28 protein-coding genes, 1 tRNA gene and 1 riboswitch are annotated in these 23370 nt (G+C 69.6%); of the genes, 18 read left to right on the top strand and 11 right to left on the bottom strand.

What is annotated here, in order from left to right:
• Nucleotides 1–69 precede the first annotated feature (69 nt).
• The 4 genes from BT364_RS06475 to BT364_RS06465 all read left to right on the top strand — a co-directional run bounded on the left by BT364_RS06475 (nucleotide 70) and on the right by BT364_RS06465 (nucleotide 2108).
• A complete protein-coding gene (locus BT364_RS06475) occupies nucleotides 70–501 on the top strand; it encodes a M67 family metallopeptidase (RefSeq protein WP_072484210.1) in 432 nt (143 codons plus the stop codon).
• A gap of 147 nt (nucleotides 502–648) precedes the next feature.
• Nucleotides 649–774 carry a putative leader peptide gene (locus BT364_RS42570; protein WP_256259613.1) on the top strand — a complete coding sequence of 42 codons (126 nt, stop codon included), beginning with the start codon at nucleotides 649–651 and terminating at the stop codon, nucleotides 772–774.
• A gap of 105 nt (nucleotides 775–879) precedes the next feature.
• The gene (locus tag BT364_RS06470) at nucleotides 880–1158 is read left to right on the top strand and encodes a MoaD/ThiS family protein (RefSeq protein WP_072484107.1); all 279 of its coding nucleotides are present in this window, start codon (nucleotides 880–882) and stop codon (nucleotides 1156–1158) included.
• Nucleotides 1158–2108 carry a PLP-dependent cysteine synthase family protein gene (locus BT364_RS06465; protein WP_072484106.1) on the top strand — a complete coding sequence of 317 codons (951 nt, stop codon included), beginning with the start codon at nucleotides 1158–1160 and terminating at the stop codon, nucleotides 2106–2108. Before BT364_RS06470 ends, BT364_RS06465 begins: the two co-directional genes overlap by 1 nt.
• A gap of 99 nt (nucleotides 2109–2207) precedes the next feature.
• On the opposite strand, the gene BT364_RS06460 is transcribed toward BT364_RS06465, so the two are convergent.
• Nucleotides 2208–2738, bottom strand: a complete 531-nt coding sequence (locus tag BT364_RS06460) for a type II toxin-antitoxin system PemK/MazF family toxin (RefSeq protein ID WP_072484105.1) — start codon at nucleotides 2736–2738, stop codon at nucleotides 2208–2210.
• A gap of 177 nt (nucleotides 2739–2915) precedes the next feature.
• On the opposite strand from BT364_RS06460, the gene BT364_RS06455 reads away from it, so the two are divergent.
• Nucleotides 2916–3668, top strand: coding sequence for an MBL fold metallo-hydrolase (locus BT364_RS06455; protein ID WP_072484104.1), 753 nt, complete (start codon nucleotides 2916–2918; stop codon nucleotides 3666–3668).
• Nucleotides 3669–3744: 76 nt separating this feature from the next.
• On the opposite strand, the gene BT364_RS06450 is transcribed toward BT364_RS06455, so the two are convergent.
• Nucleotides 3745–5055: a PTS transporter subunit EIIC gene (locus BT364_RS06450; RefSeq protein WP_072484103.1), complete on the bottom strand. Its 1311-nt coding sequence runs from the start codon at nucleotides 5053–5055 to the stop codon at nucleotides 3745–3747.
• A 222-nt stretch (nucleotides 5056–5277) separates the two neighbouring features.
• Here BT364_RS06450 and BT364_RS06445 point away from each other — a divergent pair, with 222 nt between their 5' ends.
• The 4 genes from BT364_RS06445 (at nucleotide 5278) to rdgB (ending at nucleotide 7487) form a co-directional block, all read left to right on the top strand.
• A complete protein-coding gene (locus BT364_RS06445; RefSeq protein WP_014156020.1) occupies nucleotides 5278–5511 on the top strand; it encodes a PTS sugar transporter subunit IIB in 234 nt (77 codons plus the stop codon).
• A gap of 119 nt (nucleotides 5512–5630) precedes the next feature.
• A complete protein-coding gene (gene rph, locus BT364_RS06440) occupies nucleotides 5631–6368 on the top strand; it encodes a ribonuclease PH (RefSeq protein WP_072484102.1) in 738 nt (245 codons plus the stop codon).
• A 102-nt stretch (nucleotides 6369–6470) separates the two neighbouring features.
• Complete coding sequence (locus tag BT364_RS06435; protein ID WP_072484101.1) at nucleotides 6471–6863, top strand: hypothetical protein; 393 nt, start codon at nucleotides 6471–6473, stop codon at nucleotides 6861–6863.
• A 21-nt stretch (nucleotides 6864–6884) separates the two neighbouring features.
• Nucleotides 6885–7487 (top strand): RdgB/HAM1 family non-canonical purine NTP pyrophosphatase, encoded by a 603-nt coding sequence (rdgB, locus tag BT364_RS06430; protein WP_072484100.1) that lies wholly within the window; start codon nucleotides 6885–6887, stop codon nucleotides 7485–7487.
• Nucleotides 7488–7551: 64 nt separating this feature from the next.
• Here rdgB and BT364_RS06425 read toward each other — a convergent pair.
• The 4 genes from BT364_RS06425 to bcp form a co-directional block, all read right to left on the bottom strand.
• A tRNA-Leu gene (locus BT364_RS06425) sits at nucleotides 7552–7635 on the bottom strand.
• Between the two features lie 43 nt (nucleotides 7636–7678).
• Nucleotides 7679–8530 (bottom strand): HNH endonuclease signature motif containing protein, encoded by an 852-nt coding sequence (locus BT364_RS06420; protein ID WP_072484099.1) that lies wholly within the window; start codon nucleotides 8528–8530, stop codon nucleotides 7679–7681.
• Nucleotides 8527–9153, bottom strand: a complete 627-nt coding sequence (locus tag BT364_RS06415; protein ID WP_072484098.1) for an HNH endonuclease — start codon at nucleotides 9151–9153, stop codon at nucleotides 8527–8529. The genes BT364_RS06420 and BT364_RS06415 overlap by 4 nt, the downstream gene beginning before the upstream one ends.
• 164 nt (nucleotides 9154–9317) lie before the next feature.
• On the bottom strand, nucleotides 9318–9785 hold the full coding sequence (bcp, locus tag BT364_RS06410; RefSeq protein ID WP_072484097.1) for a thioredoxin-dependent thiol peroxidase: 468 nt from the start codon (nucleotides 9783–9785) through the stop codon (nucleotides 9318–9320).
• Between the two features lie 128 nt (nucleotides 9786–9913).
• Here bcp and BT364_RS06405 point away from each other — a divergent pair, with 128 nt between their 5' ends.
• The 3 genes from BT364_RS06405 (at nucleotide 9914) to BT364_RS06395 (ending at nucleotide 11140) form a co-directional block, all read left to right on the top strand.
• Nucleotides 9914–10234 (top strand): DUF3618 domain-containing protein, encoded by a 321-nt coding sequence (locus BT364_RS06405; RefSeq protein ID WP_072484096.1) that lies wholly within the window; start codon nucleotides 9914–9916, stop codon nucleotides 10232–10234.
• Nucleotides 10235–10295: 61 nt separating this feature from the next.
• On the top strand, nucleotides 10296–10634 hold the full coding sequence (locus BT364_RS06400; RefSeq protein ID WP_030923137.1) for a GroES family chaperonin: 339 nt from the start codon (nucleotides 10296–10298) through the stop codon (nucleotides 10632–10634).
• An 82-nt stretch (nucleotides 10635–10716) separates the two neighbouring features.
• Nucleotides 10717–10780, top strand: a riboswitch (guanidine-III (ykkC-III) riboswitch).
• A gap of 39 nt (nucleotides 10781–10819) precedes the next feature.
• Nucleotides 10820–11140: a DMT family transporter gene (locus BT364_RS06395; protein ID WP_072484095.1), complete on the top strand. Its 321-nt coding sequence runs from the start codon at nucleotides 10820–10822 to the stop codon at nucleotides 11138–11140.
• On the opposite strand, the gene BT364_RS06390 is transcribed toward BT364_RS06395, so the two are convergent.
• Nucleotides 11134–13557: a transglycosylase domain-containing protein gene (locus tag BT364_RS06390; RefSeq protein WP_072484094.1), complete on the bottom strand. Its 2424-nt coding sequence runs from the start codon at nucleotides 13555–13557 to the stop codon at nucleotides 11134–11136. The genes BT364_RS06395 and BT364_RS06390 overlap by 7 nt on opposite strands.
• A 180-nt stretch (nucleotides 13558–13737) precedes the next feature.
• Between BT364_RS06390 and BT364_RS06385 the strand changes: the two genes are divergently transcribed.
• From BT364_RS06385 to BT364_RS06375, 3 genes are read left to right on the top strand one after another with little or no spacing between them, the layout of a single operon-like run.
• Nucleotides 13738–14538, top strand: coding sequence for an ABC transporter permease (locus BT364_RS06385; RefSeq protein WP_072484093.1), 801 nt, complete (start codon nucleotides 13738–13740; stop codon nucleotides 14536–14538).
• Nucleotides 14539–14575: 37 nt separating this feature from the next.
• Complete coding sequence (locus BT364_RS06380) at nucleotides 14576–15436, top strand: ABC transporter permease (RefSeq protein ID WP_072484209.1); 861 nt, start codon at nucleotides 14576–14578, stop codon at nucleotides 15434–15436.
• A gap of 32 nt (nucleotides 15437–15468) precedes the next feature.
• Nucleotides 15469–16455 carry an ABC transporter ATP-binding protein gene (locus BT364_RS06375; protein WP_072484092.1) on the top strand — a complete coding sequence of 329 codons (987 nt, stop codon included), beginning with the start codon at nucleotides 15469–15471 and terminating at the stop codon, nucleotides 16453–16455.
• A 64-nt stretch (nucleotides 16456–16519) separates the two neighbouring features.
• Here BT364_RS06375 and BT364_RS06370 read toward each other — a convergent pair whose 3' ends face one another.
• Entirely contained in the window at nucleotides 16520–17770 is a 1251-nt protein-coding gene (locus tag BT364_RS06370) for an SGNH/GDSL hydrolase family protein (RefSeq protein ID WP_072484091.1), read from the bottom strand.
• A gap of 146 nt (nucleotides 17771–17916) precedes the next feature.
• Between BT364_RS06370 and BT364_RS06365 the strand changes: the two genes are divergently transcribed.
• On the top strand, nucleotides 17917–19299 hold the full coding sequence (locus BT364_RS06365) for a DUF445 domain-containing protein (protein ID WP_371268218.1): 1383 nt from the start codon (nucleotides 17917–17919) through the stop codon (nucleotides 19297–19299).
• Between the two features lie 73 nt (nucleotides 19300–19372).
• On the opposite strand, the gene BT364_RS06360 is transcribed toward BT364_RS06365, so the two are convergent.
• Nucleotides 19373–19675, bottom strand: coding sequence for a hypothetical protein (locus BT364_RS06360; protein ID WP_072484090.1), 303 nt, complete (start codon nucleotides 19673–19675; stop codon nucleotides 19373–19375).
• 231 nt (nucleotides 19676–19906) lie between these two features.
• Here BT364_RS06360 and BT364_RS06355 point away from each other — a divergent pair, with 231 nt between their 5' ends.
• Together BT364_RS06355 and BT364_RS06350 are read left to right on the top strand one after the other, a co-directional pair.
• Nucleotides 19907–21409: an MFS transporter gene (locus BT364_RS06355; RefSeq protein WP_072484089.1), complete on the top strand. Its 1503-nt coding sequence runs from the start codon at nucleotides 19907–19909 to the stop codon at nucleotides 21407–21409.
• A complete protein-coding gene (locus BT364_RS06350; RefSeq protein ID WP_072484088.1) occupies nucleotides 21406–21993 on the top strand; it encodes a TetR/AcrR family transcriptional regulator in 588 nt (195 codons plus the stop codon). Before BT364_RS06355 ends, BT364_RS06350 begins: the two co-directional genes overlap by 4 nt.
• Before the next feature lie 86 nt (nucleotides 21994–22079).
• Here the strand turns inward: BT364_RS06350 and BT364_RS06345 are convergent, their stop codons facing one another.
• Both BT364_RS06345 and BT364_RS06340 read right to left on the bottom strand, forming a co-directional pair.
• Nucleotides 22080–22598 carry a MepB family protein gene (locus tag BT364_RS06345; protein WP_072484087.1) on the bottom strand — a complete coding sequence of 173 codons (519 nt, stop codon included), beginning with the start codon at nucleotides 22596–22598 and terminating at the stop codon, nucleotides 22080–22082.
• Between the two features lie 114 nt (nucleotides 22599–22712).
• The gene (locus tag BT364_RS06340) at nucleotides 22713–23060 is read right to left on the bottom strand and encodes a hypothetical protein (protein ID WP_072484086.1); all 348 of its coding nucleotides are present in this window, start codon (nucleotides 23058–23060) and stop codon (nucleotides 22713–22715) included.
• Between the last annotated feature and the right edge of the window lie 310 nt (nucleotides 23061–23370).

Below are 23370 nucleotides of genomic sequence, written 5' to 3'. Positions count from 1 at the left end.
TCGTCCACCATGCGGGCCCCGCCGTACCACACTTCGGTACGCGAGGGCCCGCATGCCTATCCTGGCGAAATGCTGACCATCACCCAGGCGCTCCACGACCAGATCGTCGCCCACTCCCGCGCCGACCACCCCGACGAGGCGTGTGGCGTGGTCGCGGGACCGGCCGGGACCGGCCGCGCCGAACGGTTCATCCCGATGCTCAACGCCGCCCGCTCGCCCACCTTCTACGAGTTCGACTCGGCCGACCTCCTCAAGCTCTACCGCGAGATGGACGACCGCGACGAGGAGCCGGTGATCATCTACCACTCCCACACCGCCACCGAGGCCTACCCCTCCCGCACCGACGTCACCTACGCCAACGAGCCCGGCGCCCACTACGTCCTCGTCTCCACGGCGGACACCGACGACGCGGGCCCCTTCCAGTTCCGCTCGTACCGCATCGTGGACGGCGAGATCACCGAGGAGGACGTCGAGGTCGTCGAGGCGTACGAACCCGCCTGACCGCGCCGTACCGCCGCACCCCGGCAGACCGCCCACCGGCCGGACGGGACCGGACTCACCACGGCCCCGTCCACCTGTCGAACGCCAGGCATCCACCAGGTGAGATCACACTCGGGATTACGGACCGGGAATCGATACGATGAGCGCATGGTTCCCCATGACGTGAGCGACAAGACGCCGGGCATCCTGCTCGTCGCGCGGCTGCACGTCGACCTGTGCAGGCTCTCCAGCGCGATCTGTACCTGCCGCCTGCCCGCCGGCCGCAAGGCCTGAGCAGGGCCCGCGGCCCGAGAGCATCACACGTACGCACCAACCCCCGCGCGGGGGCAGAGCCGCGCGCCCCACGCCACCTCTCCGCTTCCGACAGGAGCCCACGCCATGGCCATCGAGGTCCGCATCCCGACCATCCTCCGCACCTACACCGACGGCGCCAAGGCCGTCGAAGGCAACGGAGCGACCCTCGCCGACCTCTTCGCGGACCTGGAGAGCCGCCACAACGGCATCCGCGACCGCATCGTCGACGGCAACGAACTCCGCCGCTTCGTGAACGTCTACCTCAACGACGAGGACGTCCGCTTCCTCGACGGCATCTCGACCAAGCTCAGCGACGGCGACAACGTCACCATCCTCCCGGCCGTCGCCGGCGGCATGAACTGATGCGGTACGACAGCCCGCTCGCCGCGGTGGGCAACACCCCGCTCGTCCGCCTGCCGCGGCTGTCACCCTCGGACGAGGTCCGCATCTGGGCCAAGCTGGAGGACCGCAACCCCACCGGCTCGATCAAGGACCGCCCCGCGCTCCACATGGTCGAACAGGCGGAGAAGGACGGCCGGTTGACCCCCGGCTGCACCATCCTGGAACCCACCAGCGGCAACACCGGCATCTCGCTCGCCATGGCGGCCAAGCTCAAGGGCTACCGCATCGTGTGCGTCATGCCCGAGAACACCTCCCAGGAACGGCGCGACCTGCTCGCCATGTGGGGCGCCGAGATCATCTCCTCCCCGGCGGCCGGCGGCTCCAACACGGCGGTACGCGTCGCCAAGGAACTGGCCGCCGAACACCCCGACTGGGTCATGCTCTACCAGTACGGAAACCCGGACAACGCGGGCGCCCACTACGCCACCACCGGCCCCGAGATCCTCGCCGACCTCCCGTCCGTCACCCACTTCGTGGCCGGCCTCGGCACCACCGGGACGCTCATGGGCGTCGGCCGCTACCTGCGCGAACACAAGCCGGACATCAAGATCGTCGCCGCCGAGCCGCGCTACGACGACCTGGTCTACGGGCTCCGCAACCTCGACGAGGGCTTCGTCCCCGAGCTCTACGACGCCTCGGTCCTCACCACCCGCTTCTCCGTCGGCTCGGCGGACGCGGTCACCCGCACCCGCGAACTCCTCCAGCAGGAGGGCATCTTCGCGGGCGTCTCCACCGGCGCCGCACTCCACGCGGCGATCGGAGTGGGAAAGAAGGCCGTGAAGGCGGGGGAGAACGCCGACATCGTCTTCGTCGTCGCGGACGGCGGCTGGAAGTACCTGTCGACGGGCGTCTACACGGCCCCGACCACGGAAGCGGCCATCGAGACGCTGCACGGCCAGCTCTGGGCGTAAAGGCGTAAAGGCGTAAAGGCGTAAGGGCGCAAGGGCGTAACGGGGCAGGAACGCAGTGCCCCGGCGCGGGCGCGGGGGCACCCCGGCCCGCGCCCGCGCTCACCCCGCCCCGCCCCGGCCGAGCCCGCGCACCCGCTCCCACACCCCCGCGTCCACGACCCCCACCCGCCGCCGGAACCCCCGCACGGCGACCTCCCGCAGCTCGTCCGTCTCCAGGAAGCTCGCCCGGCCCTGCACATCCGCCACCGTCCCGGCGGGCAGCGCGATCACTCCGGGCCGGTCCTCGTGACGCTTGCTGGTGATCTTCGCGACGAGCGCCGAGTCACCCCGTACCGACAGCACCAGACAGGGCCGGTCCTTCGCCCCGGGCCCGTCCTCGTACGGCACCTCGGCCCACCAGATCTCACCCGGCCGCGGCCCGCGCTCCGGCCCCGGACCGCGCCCGGGCCCCGCCGGCGGACGGGTCCGCCCACCCGGACGCCCACCGGAGCGCGCCCCCGCCGACCCCGCCGGCCTGCGGGCACGTCCACGAGGCCCGCGCCCGCCCCGCCCCCGCCCGTCGGCGACCGCCGCGACGAGCGCGAGCAGCACGACAAGGACGAGCGCGATCCACCACCAGGACATGTCCATGCTCCGACCGTACCGGCGTCCCCACCGCTTCCATCGAACCGGTGACAGAGCAGGTGAGTTCCCCCACAACGGACGGCCACGGAGGAGCGACCGGCTGTTCCGCGCCTTACGCTCGACAAACCGCTCAACAGACCGCACGAACCCTCCCCGTTCCCACGTCTCGGAGGTTCACGCTCCATGAAGCTCACCGTCGTCGGCAGCTCCGGCTCGTTCCCGTCCGCGGGATCAGCGTGTTCGAGCTATCTCGTAGAGGCCGACGGCTTCAGGCTGCTCCTCGACATGGGCAACGGCGCCCTCGGCGAGCTGCAGCGCCATGTCGGTCTCTACGACCTCGACGCCATCTTCCTCAGTCACCTCCATGCCGATCACTGCATCGACATGTGCGCGTACTTCGTCGTCCGCTACTACCGGCACGACGGGGGGCGCCCCGCCCCCATCCCGGTCTACGGACCCGAAGGCACCGAGCAGCGGCTGACCACCGCCCATGCCGACACCCCGTCCGAGCACGCGATGAGCGAGGTCTTCGACTTCCATACGCTGAAGCCGGGATCGTTCGAGATCGGCCCCTTCTCGGTCCGTACGGAGAAGGTCTGCCACCCCGTCGACACCTTCGCGATCCGGATCGAGCACGGCGGCCGCTCGCTGGCGTACTCCGGCGACACGGGGATCTGCGAGGCCCTGGACGAACTCGCCGAGGGCGTCGACCTGTTCCTCTGCGAAGCATCTTTCGTCCACGGCAAGGAGGACATCCCGGACCTCCACCTCAACGGCCGCGAGGCGGGCGAGACCGCCGCCCGCGCCGGAGTGGGGCGCCTCGTCCTGACCCACATCCCGCCGTGGACCGACGCCGCCCGCAATCTGGCCGACGCCCGCACGGTCTTCCACGGACCGGCGGAGGTGGCGATGCCGGGGGCGGTGTACGAGATCTAAGGGCTTCGCCGCATCATGATCGGGAAGAAGCCGGTCATGAACTGTCCGGCCGTCGGGTCACCGGCCAGGAAGCGTGCTACTTCGTGAGGTTCCTCTCGATCTCCTCCTCCAGCTCGTCGGGCTCGCGGCCCGGCGTCTGGAGGTCGAACCTGGTGATCGCGAACCGGAAGATCACGTAGTACACGGCGGCGAAGGCCAGCCCGATCGGGATGATCAGCCAGGGGTTGGTCGCCAGGCTCCAGTTGATGACGTAGTCGATCAGACCGGCCGAGAAACTGAAGCCGTCCTTGACCCCGAGCGCCCATGTCACCGCCATCGAGACACCGGTGAGCACCGCGTGGATCCCGTACAGCAGCGGCGCGACGAAGAGGAACGAGTACTCGATCGGCTCGGTGATACCCGTCACGAACGACGTCAGCGCGACCGAGAGCATCATGCCGCCGACCGCCTTGCGGCGATGCGGCTTGGCGCAGTGGTAGATCGCCAGTGCCGCCGCGGGCAGGGCGAACATCATGATCGGGAAGAACCCCGAGGTGAACTGGCCGGCCGTCGGGTCGCCCGCCAGGAACCGGTTGATGTCACCGTGCACGACCGTGCCGTCCGGCTTGGTGAAGTCACCGAACTGGAACCAGACGAACGTGTTCAGGAACTGATGGAGACCGATGACCAGCAGCGCGCGGTTGGCGACACCGAAGATGCCGGAGCCCACCCAGTCCAGGTCCACCAGCCACTTGGAGAAGCTGGTCAGGCCGTCACCGATCGGCTGCCACAGCCAGGCGCACAGCCCCGCGAAGAGCAGGCCGACGAACGCCATGATGATCGGGACGAGCCGGCGGCCGTTGAAGAAGCCCAGCCAGTCCACCAGCTTGACCCGGTGGTACCGCTGCCAGAACCAGGCGGACAGCAGGCCCATCACGATGCCGCCGAACACGCCGGGGTTCTGGTACTCGGCGGCCGTGACCTTGGCGTCGCCGGTCACGCAGGTGCCGAACCAGGTGCCGCCCGAGGTGAACGTCGAACCCGGGGCGCAGTCCACCGGGAAGGCGTGCAGCACCGCGTAGTAGACGAGGAAGCCGGCCACCGCGGCGAGCGCGGTCGAGCCGTCCGACTTCTTCGCCATGCCGATCGCGACACCGATGCAGAACAGCAGGGGAAGGCCGAGCCCCGAGTCGAGCAGCGCGCCGCCCGCGGCCGCGAACACCTTGGCGATGTTGTTCCAGCCCAGGCCCTCGTCGCCGAATACGTCCGGCTGGCCCAACCGGTTGAGAATGCCGGCCGCCGGCAGTACGGCGATCGGGAGCTGGAGGCTGCGGCCCATCTTCTGGAGGCTCTGGACGAAGCCGTTCCACCACGTCTTCTGTGGCACTGCGGCGCTGCTTGAGCTCATCGGCATCCTCCCGGAACAAGGCGCGTTCGGCGGTCGCTGCAGAGTGGTATAGACCAGTTGGGGTACGGCGCGTAACCCGCCTGGAAGACAGAGCACCAGTGATCGTCATCATTGGGGACCACCCAGACACCCGCCCGCGAAGCTGGGCCAAACGTGCGTTACGGTGACGAAACGGACCCAGGGTGGGCCGTCGCACGCATGTGAAGAACCAGGGAGAAGGCCATGGCCAGCAAGGCTGAGAAGATCGTCGCCGGGCTCGGCGGAATCGAGAACATCGACGAGATCGAAGGCTGCATTACCCGCCTCCGCACCGAGGTCCACGACCCGAGCAAGGTCGACGAAGCCGCGCTCAAGGCCGCCGGAGCCCACGGCGTCGTGAAGATGGGCACCGCGATCCAGGTCGTCATCGGCACCGACGCCGACCCCATCGCCGCCGACATCGAAGACATGATGTGACCGGCCGCCCAGCCCTTCGCTGAGCCGACCGCTCGGCACCGTACAGGCCCCGCCCGCCCGGACGGGGCCTGCACCGCACCCGAACGGACGCCACCCCGGCACCCGATAGGGTCGACGCCATGTCTCGTATCGACGGCCGCACCCCCGAACAGCTCCGCCCCGTCACCATCGAACGCGGATGGAGCAAGCACGCCGAAGGCTCCGTACTCATCTCCTTCGGCGACACCAAAGTCTTCTGCACCGCCTCCGTCACCGAAGGCGTCCCGCGCTGGCGCAAAGGCAGCGGCGAAGGCTGGGTCACCGCCGAATACTCCATGCTGCCCCGCTCCACCAACACCCGCGGCGACCGCGAATCCGTACGCGGCAAGATCGGCGGCCGCACCCACGAGATCAGCCGCCTCATCGGCCGCTCCCTACGCGCCGTCATCGACTACAAGGCCCTCGGCGAGAACACCATCGTCCTCGACTGCGACGTCCTCCAGGCCGACGGCGGCACCCGCACCGCCGCCATCACCGGCGCCTACGTCGCCCTCGCCGACGCCGTCACCTGGGCCCAGCACAAGAAGATCGTCAAGCACGGCCGCAAGCCCCTGACCGACACCGTCTCCGCGATCAGCGTCGGCATCGTCGACGGCACCCCCCTCCTCGACCTCTGCTACGAGGAGGACGTCCGCGCCGAGACCGACATGAACGTCGTCTGCACCGGCGACGGCCGCTTCGTCGAGGTCCAGGGCACCGCCGAGGCCACCCCCTTCGACCGCAAGGAACTGGGCGCCCTCCTCGACCTCGCCACGGCCGGCTGCGCCGACCTGACCGTCATCCAGCACGAGGCCCTCGCCCGCACCCTGGGCGAGTAAAGAAGCAACCAAGTACGCACCACAGCGCGTCGTTACGAACACGGGCGCACGGGTCGAACCGTGCGCCCGTCCGCATATCCGCATCCGGAGAGGAACCGCACCATGGCCAAGGCCACCCGCCACCGCCGCATCACCGTCGCGCTGACCCTGACCGCCCTCGCCCTCACCGCCGCGTCCGGCTGCGGCGCCGTCGACAAGGCACTGGACTGCGTCCGCACCGCCGACGCCATCGCCACCAGCGTCGACAACCTCCAGAAGGCCGTCTCCAACGCCACCAGTGACCCCACCCAGGCCTCCGAAGCCCTCGACGAGATCGAGAAGTCACTCGGCGAACTCGGCGACAAGACCGACAACGCCGACCTCGGCAAGGCCGTCGACAACCTCCAGGCCGGCGTCGGCAACGTCCGCGACTCCATCGACAAGGGCGACGCCACCCCCGACATCACCCCGGTCACCGACGCAGCCGCGGAGATCGGCAAGGTCTGCACCCCCTGACCACCCCCGATACTGGGTGACATGACCCGCCTCATCCTCGCCACCCGCAACGCCGGGAAGATCACCGAACTCCACGCGATCCTCGCCGACGCCGGCCTCACCCATGAGCTCGTCGGCGCGGACGCGTACCCCCACATCCCCGACGTCAAGGAAACCGGCGTCACCTTCGCCGAGAACGCCCTGCTCAAGGCCCACGCCCTCGCCAAGGCCACCGGCCACCCGGCCATCGCCGACGACTCCGGCCTCTGCGTGGACGTGCTCGGCGGCGCCCCCGGCATCTTCTCCGCCCGCTGGGCCGGCACCCACGGCGACGACAGGGCCAACCTGGACCTGCTCCTGGCCCAGCTCTCCGACATCGACGCGCCCCACCGCGGCGCCCACTTCGCCTGCGCGGCCGCCCTCGCCCTCCCCGACGGCACGGAACGCGTGGTCGAGGGCCGCCTGACGGGCACCCTGCGCCACACCCCGTCCGGCACCAACGGGTTCGGCTACGACCCGATCCTCCAGCCCGAGGGCGAAACCCGCACCTGCGCGGAACTGACCCCGGCGGAGAAGAACGCGATCAGCCACCGGGGCAGGGCGTTCCGGGCACTGGTGCCGGTGGTTCGGGGGTTGGTGGGGTGACGGCGTCTCCGTGAATGCAACGGGTCCGGCCCGCTGCGGAAGCGGGCCGGACCTGTCACCGGGGTGCGCGAGGAGGGACTCGAACCCTCACGCCGCTAGGGCACTGGTACCTAAAACCAGCCTGTCTCACCGATTCCAGCACTCGCGCGTCTCCGGCAGTCTACAAGGAGAGGCTGCGCAGACTCGAAGACTTATGCGGCGGCCGATTTGGTTCGGCGCCGGTTCCGGCACCATGTTCCTGTGAGGGCATGGCAGTTGGGGCAGAGGTAGCGAAGGTTGTCAGCCCGGTTGTCGAGCCGGTCGCCACTGATGTGGTCGATTTCCAGGACGAGGCGGTTCCCTCGCCACGTCTCACCGGTTCCGCACCTTGCGCATCTGCGAGGTACCTCGATGTCGTCGAGTGCTCTTCGCAAGAGGGCTGTGCTCGTTCGGGGCGCTCCTGATTCCAGGCGCTGAAGAATCTCGGCTGAGGATCTGCGGTACGGGGAGTGCGTGCCGCGACGCTGGCTTTGACCGGAGAAGTGAGCAGTCGACAGGCCGTATGCCTTGATGTCCCGTTTCAGTCGGGCACGAGCGCCGCCGTTGTCGGCCTGGCCGAGGGCCCTCAGGACGCCGGCCAGGCTGTGGGACGCGGTGACGGCAGCCGCCAGCTCGTGGCGCGGGGTGGAAGGCGTCCCGTACCTTCGTCCGCTGGTGAAGTGGGAAGTGTCGATGTCGAGACGGTCGATTCTTCTGCGCAGGTAGCCGTAGGGGCTCTCGCTTGGGGGTAGGCCCATGTATTCGAACATTTCCCGGATGCTGTGCGTTTGGGCGGCTGCTTCGGTGAGCAGTTCCTTCGGGTACGCGTGGCGCCCTTGACTCGGCAGAGCCTCCTCGGCGAAGTGGGACGTGTCGATGCCGTAGTGCTTGAGCCGGTCGCGTACGTAGCGGAGCGACCGGCTACCCAGCGGTGCATCGAGTCGGCGCAGGGTGTCGACGAGGCTGGTCGCCGTAGCCGCAGTTCGTTCGAGCAGGTCACGAGGGTATTTGTTCTGGTCGCTCATGCTGTCCTCCTGCGCTTGCGACCGCGATAGGTGTCGGTTGCCGCATGGCAGTTGGGGCAGAGGAGCCGGATGTTCTCTGGGCGGTTGTCCCACCAGTCGCCATTGATGTGGTCCACTTCGAGCCGGAGCGGTTGGCCCAGCCACTCTCCTTCGTTGCCACAGGCGGCGCAGGAATCCTTGACCCCATGGCGGATCAGTTCGCGACGCAGCCGTTCGCCCGGAATCCTGCCGTCCGAAGGGGAGCCGAGGACCAGCGGGTTCCCCAAGGCCCCTTTGGGCCTGTGCGGAGTTGTACGCAGGAAATGTGACGTATCGATGCGGAGCTTGGCTACGCGGCGGCCGATGTACGCCTGATTGCCGCCGACGGCGCTTACGCCCAACTTGCGCACTACCTCGGCCATGCTCTTGGAGCAGGCGACGAGTTCGCGCAGTGTCTCTTCGGTGTGGCGCACCCTTGTGTCTGCGAAGTGCGAGATATCCACCCCCGCCTCGGTCATCTTCCGGCGCAGATAGCTCCGGCTCCCCGGCGTCGGTGTTCCCCCGCACCAGCGGACCGCGTCGTTCGCGTTCGTGGTCTCCCGCGCCGCTTCCTCGAGTAACTCACGGGTGTATCGAGCCGCCATGTTCCCCTCCGCATCCGGCCGCGTGTTCGCGGCCTCGTACGGATCAACGAGCCATTTATCGGAGTGTCACGTCCGATATCCGACAAGATGTGGAATGGCCTGCACCGCTTCGGTCGGGGCTGAAGCGGTGCAGGCCATTCCGGGAGCTGGGCGGACCCCCGGTTTCAGATGCCGAGGTCTTTGATGATCTTGGCGACGTGGCCGGTGGCCTTGACGTTGTAGAGGGCGCGTTCGACCTTGCCCTCCTCGTCCACGACGATCGTGGAGCGGATGACGCCCGTCACCGTTTTGCCGTAGAGCTTCTTCTCGCCGAAGGCGCCGTATGCCTCAAGGGTCTCCTTGGACGGGTCGCCGACCAGGGTGACCTTGAGGTTCTCCTGCTCGCGGAACTTGGCGAGCTTCTCGGGCTTGTCGGGGGAGACGCCGATCACGTCGTATCCGGCGCCGGCGAGCAGCTCCAGGTTGTCGGTGAAGTCGCAGGCCTGCTTGGTGCAGCCGGGGGTGAGGGCGGCCGGGTAGAAGTAGATGATGACCTTGCGGCCCTTGTGGTCGGCGAGCGAGATCTCGTTGCCGTCGGCGTCGGGCAGGGTGAAGGCGGGGGCGGTGTCGCCGGGCTGGAGTCGCTCGCTCATGGTTCTCCTCGGGTGGCACGTGGGGTGTACGGGACCGAGCGTAATAGGGGTGCCGCCGGGTGCGCGGGCGGTCGAGCTGACAGACTGGCGATGAAGGTTTACCGGACGACGACCACGGAGGCGGCGCAGTGTCGGATGCCAGGACCCCTGCGCAGATCGAGGCGGACATCATCAGCAGGCGTGAGCAGCTTGCGGTGGTGCTCGATGAGATCGGGGTGCGGGTGCACCCGGATACGATCATGGGTGATGTGAAGGCCAAGGCTGTCGAGGCCGTGGACCGGACGGCCGGGCGGGCTTTCGTCGCGGTGAACCGGGCGGTGTCGGATGTGAAGGCGCAGTTCGTTTCCGAGGACGGGGCCCCGCGGCTGGAGCGGGTGATTCCGGCGGCGTTGCTCGCGGTGGGTGTCGTGGGTCTGGTCGTGGCGTCGAAGCGGCGTCGGAAGAGCTGATGTCGCGGCCTGTGCACCCCGGAGGGGCGTGTGGGCGCGGCGGGCAGGTAGGTTGCGGGGCGTGAGCGAGAACACCGACGACAAGCTGCCCATCCGCATGTTGCACGACCGTGTGCTGGTCCGGTCCGATACGCCCGAGGGCGAGCGGCGTTCCGGTGGCGGCATTCTGATTCCGGCGACGGCCGCGGTCGGCCGTCGGCTGGCCTGGGCCGTGGTGGTCGCGGTCGGCCAGAACGTGCGGACGGTGGAGCCGGGCGACCGGGTGCTGTACGACCCCGAGGACCGTGCGGAGGTCGAGGTGCGTGGTGTGGCGTATGTGCTGATGCGTGAGCGGGATCTGCACGCGGTGGCGGCGGACCGGTTCGAGGGGTCGGTGGATTCGACCGGGTTGTATCTGTAGCTCCTGTCCCGTTCTGCGGCAGTGCTGCCCGCGGCTGTGGGTGCTTGGCCTGGTGACCGGTGTCACCAGGCCTTTTGCATGTTCTTTGCTACGGTGGGGGCACCCGACGAGACGCGCCGTACCGGGCTTCGAAAAGACGACGCACCTGTGTTGTTCGCGTGTTCTGTCTCGTCGGAGGTGCCGTTGTGGCGTGGGTTCTGCTTGTTGTCGCCGGTCTGCTGGAAGTGGCTTGGTCGATCGGGATGAAGTACACCGAGGGGTTCACCCGGCTGTGGCCGAGTGTGTTCACGGGTCTCGGGATCGTGGCGAGCATGGTGATGCTGTCCCATGCGGCCAAGACGCTGCCGATCGGTACGGCGTACGGCGTGTGGGTCGGTATCGGTGCGGCCGGTGCGGCGGTGCTGGGGATGGTCGTGCTGAACGAGCCGGTGACCGCCGCCCGGATCTTTTTCGTCTGTCTGCTGCTGGTCGCCGTCGTGGGGCTGAAGGCGACCTCGGGTCACTGACGCGGGGCGGGGGTGCCCCGGGGGCCGGGGAGGAATCCGTAGCTGTCCCCGTCGGCGGTTTCGTCGCCGCGGGGGCCGCCGTTGTCACTGTCGTTGTCGCCGCCGGCGTTGTCCCCGCCGGCGTTCTGTGCGCCGCCGTTGGCGGTGGTGCTTTCGGTCGGGGTGCCGGTGTCCGTGCCGCCGGTGGCCGGTTCGCTGGATCCGGGGGTCGACGGCTCGCCGGGCGGGGTGGTTCCGGGGCTGTTCGGTGGGGTGCTGGAGGTGGTTTCGGAGGGTGTTCCCGTGTCCTGCGGGGTGGTTTCCTCGTCGGTGGGCGGGGCGGGTTCCTCGGCGCCGGGTTCGAGTTCGAGGTCGAAGTCCGTGGCCGTGGTGGAGCGCAGGGCGGCTTCGGTGTATTGGGCCCAGGTCTGGGCGGGTGCTCCGCCGCCGTTGATGCGGGCGAGTCCGAGTGCTCCGTACAGCGGTTTCTGTACGCCGGTCTCGGGGTCCTGGCCCATGACGGCGATGACGGTGGTGAGGTCGGGGGTGTAGCCGGCGAACCAGGCTGCCTTGTCCTCCTCGGCGGTGCCGGTCTTGCCTGCGGCGGGGCGCCCCGCGCCCTGGGCGGCGGTGCCGGAGCCGCTCTCGACGACGCTCCGGAGGATCGAGGTCGTGGTGTCGGCGGCCTGGCGGCTGACCGCCTGCTCGGTGTGGCCGGTGTCGGGGAGCGTGAGGTCCTCGCCGTCCTTGCTGATCCGCTCGACGAGGGTGTATGCGCCGTGCCGGCCGTGGTTGGCGAGGGTGGCGTACGCCTCGGTCATGTCCAGGACGCTGGCGGTGGAGACGCCGAGCGCGATGGACGGGGTTGCGGTGAGGTCGGGGGTGTTCTTGGGGAGGCCGAGGTCGATGGCGGTCTGTTTGACCTTGTCCGGGCCGACGTCCTCGGCCATCTGGGCGTAGACGGCGTTGACGGACTTGTCGGTGGCGATGGAGACGGTGATGGGCCCGTAGTTGATGTCGTCCTCGTTGGCGGGGGCGTATCCGGTGGGTCCGTGGGGGCCCTGGACCATGCGTTTGTTGGTGCCGTCGTAGATGGTGTTGGGGGTGATGCGCCGGCCGTCCTGGGTGGTGGAGCGGCCCGCGACGGCGGAGGTGAAGACGAAGGGCTTGAAGGTGGAGCCGACCTGGTAGTCGCGCCGGGTCGCGTTGTTCACGTACTGCTTGGTGTAGTCGATGCCGCCGTACATGGCGACGACGCGGCCGGTGTGGGGGTCGATGGAGGCGCCGCCGACGCGGACGTTGCGGTCGGCCGGGCGGTCGGGGCTGGTGTGGGACATGACGTTGTCGTCGACGGCCTTGACGAGCGCGTCCTGCTTCTTCTTTTCCAGGGTGGTGGTGATCCGGTAGCCGCCGGTGGCGAGGGTGTTCTCGTCGATGACGTCGTTGCCGGTGAGGTAGTCCTCGACGGCTTGGACGATGTAGCCGCGCTGTCCGGAGAGTCCGGTGGGCGGCTTGACCTTGCCGGGCATGGGGAACTTCGTCGCGGCGCGTTCGCCCGCGTCGAGCCACTTCTCCTTGACCATGCCGTCGAGTACGTAGTTCCAGCGTCCGAGGGCTGCGGCCTTGTTCTCGGGGTGGACGACGATGTCGTACGCGCTGGGGGCGTTGAGCAGGGAGGCGAGGTAGGCGCCCTCGGCGGTGGTGATGTCGCCGATGTCCTTGGAGTAGTAGGCCTGGGCGGCGGCCTGGATGCCGTAGGCGTTGCGGCCGAAGTAGCTGGTGTTGAGGTAGCCCTCGAGGATCTGGCTCTTGGACTCCTCGCGGTTGAGTTTGACCGCGATGAAGAATTCCTTGATCTTGCGGACGACGGTCTGTTCCTGGCCGAGGTAGTAGTTCTTGACGTACTGCTGGGTGATTGTCGAGCCGCCCTGTTTGCCCTTGCCGGTGAGGGTGTTCCAGGCCGCGCGGGTCATGGCCTTGAGGTCGACGGCCCGTTCGGAGTAGAAGTCGCGGTCCTCCGCGGCGAGGACGGCGTGCTGGACGGTGAGTGGCACCTGGGCCAGCTTGACGTTCTCCCGGTTGACCTCGCCGGAGCGGGCGAGGACGCTGCCGTCCTTGTAGAGGTAGACGTTGGACTGTGCGGTGGCGCTGGTGTTGGCGGCCGGGATGTCGACGAGTTCGTACCCGGCGATGAAGCCGCCGATCAGGAGCGCGGCGACGAAGAGGACGGCGCCGAGGACCATTCGCCAGGTGGGGACGGCGCGGCGCCATCCGGTGCGCTTGGGCTTCTTCGCCTTGCCGCTCCCGCTCCCGCTCCCGCTCCCGCTTCCGTCGCCGGGATTGCCGGACGCTCCGGCGCTGCCGTGGGCGGCCGGATCCCTGGGGGCCCAGCCCCGGGGTTCGTGTTCCCCGCTCGGCTGCTGTGGCTCGTCGCTCATTTCGGTGCAGACTCCTCGGCCGCGGTCAGTTCCCCCATAGTGCCCTTTTCTGTGGAACAAGCACCGGATCGACCCCGGATCGGCCCCGAAAAGCGGTCGCGGTGGCTGTTCCCGTTGGACTAGGGTCGTGCGCTTTGGTGTCCAAAGCCGTTGGGCACCGGGCGATGGGGGGTGTATGCGGTGCGGCTTTACGCGGTGGTGGCGGCGGGACAGTTCCGGCGCTACGCCACCTACCGGACCGCCACGGCGGCGGGGGTCTTCACCAACACTGTCTTCGGGTTCATCCTCGCGTACACCTATGTGGCGTTGTGGGACGAGCGGCCGCAGCTCGGTGGTTACGACATGTCGCAGGCGCTCAGCTACGTCTGGCTGGGGCAGGCGCTGCTGATGACCTGTTCCATGATGGGCGGCGGCTTCGAGGACGAGCTGATCGAGCGGATCCGCACCGGTGACATCGCGGTCGATCTCTACCGGCCCGCCGATCTCCAACTGTGGTGGCTCGCGGGCGATCTGGGTCGTGCCGCTTTCCATCTGCTGGGGCGTGGCATCGTGCCGATGCTGGTGGGCTCGCTCGTCTTCGATCTGGCGTTGCCCTCCTCGCCGGGGATCTGGGTGGCCTTCCTCGTGTCGGTGGCGCTCGGTGTCGTGGTCAGTTTCGCGATCCGTTATCTGGTGGCGCTCTCCGCGTTCTGGCTGCTGGACGGGGCGGGGATGGCGCAGATGGCGTGGCTGGCCGGGATGTTCTTCTCCGGGATGCTGCTTCCGCTGACGTTGTTCCCCGGGGTGCTGGGGGACGTCGCGCGGGGGCTGCCGTGGTCGTCGCTGCTCCAGGTGCCGGTCGATGTGTTTCTCGGTAAGTACCCGGGGTGGGAGCTGGTGCGGGCGTACGCCTTCCAGGGCGGCTGGGCGCTGGCGTTGCTGCTGGTGGGGCGGATGGTGCAGTCGGTGGCGACGCGGAGGGTGGTGGTCCAGGGTGGCTGATACGACCGGTGCGGTGGAGGTGGCCGGGGCGGCGGACGTGCCCGGCGGCCGGCTCGCCGACTGGCCCGAGGAGGTGTTCGCCCGACGGCCGCGGTTCGTCGAGGGGGTCAGGGCGTACGGGCTGATCGCGATGATGTGGCTGCGTTCGACGATGGCGTACCGTGCCTCGTTCGCTCTGACGGCGTTCGGGAACTTCGCGGCGACCGCCTTCGACTTCGTCGCGATTCTGCTGATGTTCTCGCATGTGGACCGGCTGGGCGGCTACACGCTGCCCGAGATCGCGCTGTTGTACGGGGTGTCGGGCACGGCGTTCGGTTTCGCCGATCTGTTGCTGGGTTCGATGGACCGGTTGGGCCGGCGGGTGCGCGACGGCACGCTGGACACGTTGCTGGTGCGGCCGGTCCCGGTGCTCGCCCAGGTGGCGGCGGACCGGTTCGCGCTGCGCAGGCTGGGGCGGGTGCTTCAGGGGGCGCTGGTGCTGGGGTACGCGCTGGTGGCGCTGGACATCGCGTGGTCGCCGCTGAAGGTGGCGATGGTGCCGCTGATGCTGCTGAGCGGGGCGGCGATCTTCGGGGCGCTGTTCGTGGCCGGGGCGGCGTTCCAGTTCGTCGCGCAGGATGCGGCCCAGGTGCAGAACGCCTTCACGTACGGCGGGAACACACTGCTCCAGTACCCGCCGTCGGTCTTCGCGAAGGATCTGGTGCGTGGGGTGACGTTCGTGGTGCCGCTGGCCTTCGTGAACTGGCTGCCCGCGCTGTATGTGCTGGGTCGGGAGTATCCGTTGGGTCTGCCGGACTGGGTGGCGTTCCTGCCGCCGTTGGTGGCGGGCCTGTTCTGGCTGCCGGCCGGTCTGGCCTGGCGCGCGGGTCTGCGCGCGTACCGCAGTACAGGAAGTTGATCCAAGACAACGAATGAGGCAGGGGGCCGGACATGGACGCGGAAACCACCACCGGATTCATCGAGCTGGACGATGTGGAGAAGGTCTTCGACGTGCGTCGCAAGACCGGTTTCATGCGTGGTGAGCGCCACCGGGTGCGGGCGGTCGACTCGATCAGCTTCCGTGTCGCGCGTGGCGAGATGGTGGGTTACATCGGCCCGAACGGCGCGGGGAAGTCGACGACGATCAAGATGCTGACGGGCATCCTCACCCCGAGCGGCGGCCGGCTGCGGGTGGCGGGCATCGATCCTTCCCGGGAGCGTACGAGGCTGGCGCACCGGATCGGTGTGGTGTTCGGTCAGCGCACCACGCTCTGGTGGGACCTGCCGTTGCGTGATTCGTACCGTCTGATGCACCGGATGTACCGGATTCCTGATGCGCGTTACCGGGAGAATCTGGACCGTTGTGTCGAACTCCTCGATCTGGGGGAGTTGTTGGACGTGCCCGTGCGTCAGTTGTCGTTGGGGCAGCGGATGCGTGGTGACATCGCCGCGGCGCTGCTGCACGATCCCGAGGTGCTGTATCTGGACGAGCCGACGATCGGGCTGGATGTCGTCTCCAAGTCCAGGGTGCGTGGTTTCCTGCGCGACCTGAACGCCGAACGCGGTACGACGGTGCTGCTCACGACCCATGATCTGACGGACATCGAGCAGCTCTGCAAGCGTGTGATGGTGATCGACCACGGCCGGTTGATGTATGACGGTGCCCTGGCCGGTCTGCATGAGGTGGGCGAGAGCGAGCGGACGCTGGTGGTCGATCTGGAGCGTCAACTGCCGCCGATCCGGCTGGAGTCGGCGCCTTCGGTCCGTACGGTGAAGGTGGAGGGGCCGCGGCAGTGGCTGGCCTTCCCGGCTTCGGAGTCGGCTGCTCCGCTGGTTGCGCGGATCGCCGCGGACTATCCGTTGGTCGATCTGTCGGTGCGGGAGCCGGACATCGAGGCCGTGATCGCGAAGATGTATGAGTCGGCCACCGGCATGTAGGGCTGTGACGTCCGCGTGGACGTTCGAGGTCGAGGTCCGGGGCACCGCCCGTCGGCGTTGCCTGTCAGAGCTGGTCGGACCTGGGCTGTTCGGGCGTCAGTTCCGTCAGGTCCACCAGTGAGCCCAGGAGCCGGTAGCCCGTGTCGTTGAGGTGGAGGTGGTCGCCGCTGTCCCAGGCCGGGCGGAGCCGGGTCGGGCGGTGTGGGTCACGGGCCGCCGCGTCGAAGTCGATGACGTGGTCGAAGATCCCGCCCGCCCGGATCAGCGCGTTGACCTGTTCCCGTACGCCGTCGCGCGCGGGTGTCCAGGTGCGGTATCCCTCGTACGGCATCAGCGTCGCCCCGGTGACCCGCAGCCCGCGTGCGTGGGCGCGCTGGGTCAGGGACCGCAGGGCGTTCGCGATGCGTTGCGGGTCGGTCTCCTGGGGGGACCGCTGCACGTCGTTGATGCCGAGCGCGACGACGACGGTCTTCACTCCGGCGATGTCCAGTACGTCGCGCTCGAAGCGGGCGCTCGCCCGTACGCCGCTTCCGTCGCGCAGGAGCCGGTTGCCCGCGATGCCCGCGTTGGTCACCCCGTACCGGCCGTCCAGCCGGTCGGCGAGCACATCGGGCCAGCGGCTGTTCGTGTCGAGGGTGGAGCCGGTGCCGGCGGTGAGCGAGTCGCCGATCACGGCGATCGTTCCGGCGGCGGCCCGGGTGTGTACGTCGACGGCGGTGAGGTAGCGCCAGTCCTCGGTCCGCCGGGTGCCCCATGCGGTGTCCACGTACGAGGTCTGGTGGCTGCGTCCGTGGAGGGTGACGGGCCCCTCGGTGGTGGGGGTGCGCAGGGTGACCACCAGATCGGAGTCGGCGGCGACCCGGACGGCGACGGGGTCGCTGACGACCTGCCCGCCGGCCGCGACGGTCACGCTGCCGGCGCCCTGGAAGGTCACGGGGCGGCTGCTCACGGTGGCGCGGTCCACGACCAGCGGACGGGTGCCGAAGGCGTTGGAGAGGGTGATGCGGGCCGCGTCGCCGCCGATGCTGGTGTGCACGACGTTACGGATGGTGCGCCGGTGCAGGGTGCTGCCGTTGTAGGAGTCGGCCACCCCGGCGACGGGTGCGGCTGCCCAGGTGGCGGCCCAGAGGCCGGTGGAGTGGGCGGGGGCGGCGGGTGTGCGGGCCACGGAGCGCGGGTCGGGTGCGGTGATCGGCTCCGGCCGGTTGCCGGAGCCGGAGAACAGCAGGGAGCCTGCGAAGGCGACGGCGGCGGCGAGTGCGGCGGTGCCCGCCACGAGGGCGATGAGCAGGGCGTACCCCTGGCGCCTGGGCATGGGCGGTGTTTCTCCTCGTGATCAATTGGACTGATCCCATGATGGGGCAGGGCATCGGGAACTCGACGTGCGGCCCGGGAGTAGGTCAGGTAGGGACAATGCGTACGGGACACCGGGGGCGAGGCGTACGCGGACGGGTGGAGCGGATGGAACGGATCGATCGGACCGGCCCCGGGGAGCCGGGGGCGCGGCAGCAGGAGCGTGCCGGGGAGCGGGTGGCGGGTGCGGCCCGTCCTGTGCCCGGTGGCCGGGCTGCTTCGCTCGCCTCGTTCGCGTACACCGCGGCGGACGAGGAGAAGCGGCGCGGGGTGCGCCGGATGAAGACCACGGCCACGGGCCTCCTCCTGCTGGTCGCGCTGGTGTACGTGCTCGCCACCTGGGCGAAGAACGCGGGTGTGGGTGGCTGGCCGGGCTTCGTCGCCGCGGCCGCCGAGGCGGGGATGGTGGGTGCGCTGGCCGACTGGTTCGCCGTCACGGCGCTGTTCAAGCGTCCGCTCGGCCTGCCGATCCCGCACACCGCCATCATCCCTACCAAGAAGGACCAGCTCGGGGCCTCCCTGGGTTCCTTCGTCGGCGAGAATTTTCTCTCCGGCGACGTCGTGCGGGGCCGGATCCACGCGCTCGGTGTCGGTGGCCGCCTCGGCGCCTGGCTGGCCGAGCCGGAGCACGCGGACCGGGTCACCGCCGAGCTGTCGACGGCGTTGCGCGGTGCGCTGAGGGTGCTGCGGGATTCCGATGTGCAGGCTGTGGTGGGCGAGGCGATCACCCGGCGGGCCAACGCGGCGGAGATCGGGCCGGGTCTCGGCAAGATGCTGGAGAAGATCGTCGCCGACGGCGGCCACCGCAAGGTGGTGGACCTGATCTGCGCACGCGCCCATGACTGGCTGGTGCTGCACGGTGATTCGGTGATGGACGCGGTGCAGGGCGGGGCTCCGGGCTGGACCCCGAGGTTCGTCGACAAGCGGGTGGGGGAGCGGGTCTACAAGGAGCTGCTGCGCTTCGTCACGGAGATGCGGGACATGCCGGGGCACCCGGCGCGCGCCTCGATCGACACCTTCCTGACGGACTTCGCGGCCGATCTCCAGACGGACTCGGACACCCGGGCCCGGGTGGAGCGGCTGAAGTCGGAGATCCTGGGGCGTGGCGAGGTCCAGGATGTCATCGCCTCGGCCTGGGCGTCCGTACGCACGATGATCATCGCGGCGGCGGAGGACGAGCAGAGCGAGCTGCGGCTGCGGGCGCGGGCCTCGCTGATGGCGCTGGGGGCGCGGCTGGCGACCGACAGCCGGCTCCAGGCGAAGCTGGACGGCTGGCTGGAGGACGCGGCGGTCTATGTCGTCACGACGTACCGCGCGGAGATCACCTCGCTGATCAGCGACACGGTCGCCGGCTGGGACGCGGATCAGACGTCGAGGAAGATCGAGGCGCACATCGGCCGCGACCTGCAGTTCATCCGGATCAACGGCACGGTGGTGGGTGCGCTGGCGGGGCTGCTGATCTACACGGTGTCGTGGGTGCTGGGGGCGTAGCGCGGCACAGCACGGTAAGGGGCGGGGGCTTTTCGGAGCCCCCGCCCCTTACCCGTGCTTTTGTCCGTGCGGCTCAGGTGGCCCGGCGGGTGACCGCCCACGACGCTGCGGCCACGCTGCCCGCCGCGGTGAAGACGGCGGGCCAGGCGCCGACCTTCTTGGCCAGTGGGTGCGAACCGGCGAACGCGGCGAGATACGCCGCGGTCAGCCCGGCGGCGGCGCGCGGCCCGGCCTGCCGGTTCCACTCGTACGCGGCGACGGTGCCCGCGGCGGCGAGGGCGACCCCGCCCAGCTGCCGCTTCCTGGTCCACCGCGCCACGGCGTACCCGCCGACCAGCCCGCTCGCCGCCACCGCCGCTGCCGGAACCTTCGCCATCGCAGCCACCTTCGCCTTCTCGTCCGTGTCGTCCGGGCCGTGAGGGCCCGGGTCTTCGAGGCTAACGCGGTGCCCGGGATTCCGGTCGCCGAGGGGGTGCACGCGCGTTTACCCTGAGGGGTGAACGCGCGTGCACCCCTGTGTCGCTTTGCCCCTGCGCCCCTGCACCTCTGTGTCGCTTCGCCCTGCACCCCGCACCACGCCCTGCCGCCGAGCACCGTACGGAGAGCCATGCCCGCGGACATACCCGCCCCGGCCACCGCCACCACCGAGGCCCCGCACCCCCGCTTCGCGGTCGGCGTGCTGGCGTTCTGCGGTGTCGTGGTCGCGGTGATGCAGACGATCGTCGTCCCGCTGCTCCCGCACATCCCGGCCCTGACCGGCGCGACCCCGGCCGCCGCGAGCTGGCTGGTCACCGTCACCCTGCTCACCGGCGCCGTCTTCACGCCCGTCCTGGGCCGGGCCGGCGACATGTACGGCAAGCGGCGGGTGCTCGTCGCCTCGCTCATGGTGCTGGTGCTGGGTTCGGTCCTGTGCGCGGTCAGCTCCCACATCGGGGTGCTGATCACCGGCCGCGCCCTGCAGGGTGCCGCCCTCGCCGTCCTGCCGCTGGGCATCAGCATCCTGCGCGACGAACTCCCGCCCGAGCGGGTGCTGTCCGCCGTCGCGCTGATGAGCTCGACGCTCGGCATCGGCGCGGCGGTCGGGCTGCCGGTCGCGGCCCTCGTCGTCGAGAACTTCGACTGGCACACGATGTTCTGGGTCTCGGGCGCGATCGGCGTCATCGACATCGTGCTGGTGCTGCGGTGCGTACCGGAATCGCCGGTGCGCACCCGTGGCCGCTTCGATGCCCTCGGCGCGCTCGGACTGTCCGGGGCCCTGGTCTGCCTGCTGCTCGCGGTCACCCAGGGCGCCGACTGGGGCTGGACCTCGGCGCGGACGACCGGCCTGCTGGTGGCGGCCGTCGTCGTGGCGCTGTTCTGGGGCGCGTACGAGCTCCGGGTGGCGTCGCCCATGGTCGACCTGCGGGTCTCGGCCCGCCCGGCGGTCCTGCTCACCAACGTCGCCGCCCTGCTGATCGGCTTCGCCTTCTACGCGAACTCCCTGGTCACCGCGCAGATGGTGCAGGAGCCGAAGGAGACGGGGTACGGGCTCGGCGCCTCGCTCGTCGTCAGCGGCCTCTGTCTGCTGCCGGGCGGCGTGATGATGGTGGCGCTCTCACCGGTCTCGGCACGGATCTCCGCGAAGTACGGCCCGAAGGTCAGCCTGGCGCTGGCGGCCGGGGTGATCGGCACCGGTTACGTGGTGCGGTACTTCACCAGCCACAACCTCTGGCTGATCATCGCCGGCGCGACGGTCGTCGCCTCGGGCACGGCCATCGCGTACTCGGCACTCCCGGCGCTGGTCATGCGCGGTGTCCCGGTGAGCGAGACGGGCGCGGCCAACGGCCTCAACACGCTGATGCGGTCGATCGGACAGGCCTTCTGCAGCGCGACGGTGGCCGCCGTCCTCGCCAACATCACCTTCCGGGTGGGCGGCAGAACGGCCCCGACGCTCCACGCGTACCAGCTGGTCTTCCTGATCGCGGCGGGTGCGGCGCTCGCGGCGCTGCTGGTCACCCTGTTCCTGCCGGGCGGCCGGGCACCCGCGACGGGTACGGTCGAAGAGCACCATGACGTTCCCGCCGACCGGAAGGACGGGGTGGGGACGATGCCGATCCAGGAGGGCGCATGACCAGTGGCCAGGCCACCGTACCGGCTCCGGCCCGGCCCGCCGCCGACCCGGGCACCGGCCGGGACGCGATCCTGCGCGCGGCCCGCCGGGCGTTCACCCAGCGCCCGTATGCCGAGGTCACCATCAGGGGGATCGCGGCCGACGCCGGCGTGAGCCCGTCCCTGGTGGTCAAGCACTTCGGCCGCAAGGAAGAACTCTTCAACACCGTCGCCGACTTCGGGCCCGCCGCCGCGGAACTCTTCGACGCCCCGCTCGGCGTGCTGGGCCGTCACATGGTGGTGACGCTGGTGAACCGCCGCCGCGAACTGCAGTCCGACCCGTTGCTGCGCGTCGTCTTCTCGCTCGGCAACCGCGACGAGCGCTCCCTGCTGCGCGACCGCTTCCAGGAGCAGGTCACCGACGCCCTGACCGCCCGCCTCCCCGGCCGCGAACGCGCCCTGCGCGCCGAACTGATCGCCGGCCACCTCCTCGGCCTCGGCGCCACCCTCAGCCTCCACCGCGAAGGTGCCGGCGCGGACGCCACCCCCGAACACATCGCGGACCTGTACGCGCCCGCGCTGCAGTCCCTGATCGACCGCCCCTGACCGGCAGTCCCTGACCGGCACCCGCGACCGCGTCAACACCTGGATGCAGGGCCACCCGGAGGACTACCGCTGACCCGCGGGCACCGTCACGGGTGGTAGAGCGCCCGGCACCGGACGGGGTCGACCGGCTCGCCCTCCCGCACCGGCAGGAAGTACTCCACCTGCCACTCCTGCGTACGGCCGGCCTGGCGACCGGTCGTCGTCACCCACGGCGGATAGACGCGGAAGGCACGCTTCCCGCCGACACCGTTGTGCGACACGATGTCCCGCTCGCAGAGCACGTCACGCGGGAACACGAACTGCCCGAAGCCGCCGGCGTCGCGGGTGCTGATGACGAAGAGGTCGACCGGGTCCCCGGAGTCGTAGGGCCGGATCGGCCCGTCCACGGACCGCTTCCACACCGTCACGAACTGGCCGGCCTTCGTCGGCGTGGTCCGTGCCACCCGGAACCTGACCGCGGAGCCGTCCACGGTGAACGAGTGTGCCCCGTACTCGGCGCTCTCCGCCTCGGGCACCGGCCGCGTGCACACGAGCCCGCTCGGTTCGTAGACCAGCGTCCTCGCCGCGAGGAGGTCGGGATGGAGGGGCTCAGAAGGTGTGGTCATTTCGCCCATTCTGTCAGCGGCTGCCCCGTCGTCGCGCCGTTCCCGTATACGACACCACCCCGGTACGAGGGCGGGGCGGCTCGTACCGGGGTGGGGGTCGCGGGGTGCGGCGGATCAGCTGAAGACGACCGAGCGCAGCTTCAGCCGCTCGGAGGCGTGGCCGCCGTTGGGCCGGAGGGTGAAGTAGTCGCCCTCGCAGTCGGGGCCGGTGAAGACCGTCGCGCTGGAGTAGGTGAAGTTCCAGGGGGTGTGGGCGGGGTTGGACGAAGAGGGGTCGGCCACCTCGGGCAGGGTGATGCACATCTGGCTCGGCGGGTCGACGAGGAAGCCGAACTGCGGCGATCCGCCGTGGCCGGTGTAGGTGTACCTGAAGTCTCCGGTGGCCGCGCCGGCCGAGGTCGGCACGGCGACAATGAGCGCGAGCGCGCCGAAGGCGGCAGCAACGGTGGAGCGAAGACGCATGGGGGGAACTCCTTGCACGGGATCGGAAACGCCCCAAGTCTGCGCTGCTGACCTGCGGTTACTGCCGAATGCGGGGTTCCGTCACCCGGACGGGAACTGCCGAAACGGTTCTGCCGACGGCCAAGTGGGTCATGGGCAGGTTTCACCGCGTTGACCACACCATCGCACCGGTCCGCTGCCAGGTTCTAGACCGACCGGCAATTGGGGGGTGGGTGAAGGAGCGGGGCTGGGTGCGTGCAGCTGCAAGGCGGAGGACTGAGGCAACGCAATGGGGTCTCCCCTGCTCGAGCGAAGCCGAGAGCTTGGGGAA

The organism is Streptomyces atratus, assembly GCF_900119365.1.
In the GTDB taxonomy this organism is placed as follows: Bacteria; Actinomycetota; Actinomycetes; order Streptomycetales; family Streptomycetaceae; genus Streptomyces; species Streptomyces atratus_B.
Note: the sequence above shows the minus strand (reverse complement) of the source record. Positions and strands in the feature narration are given on the sequence as shown.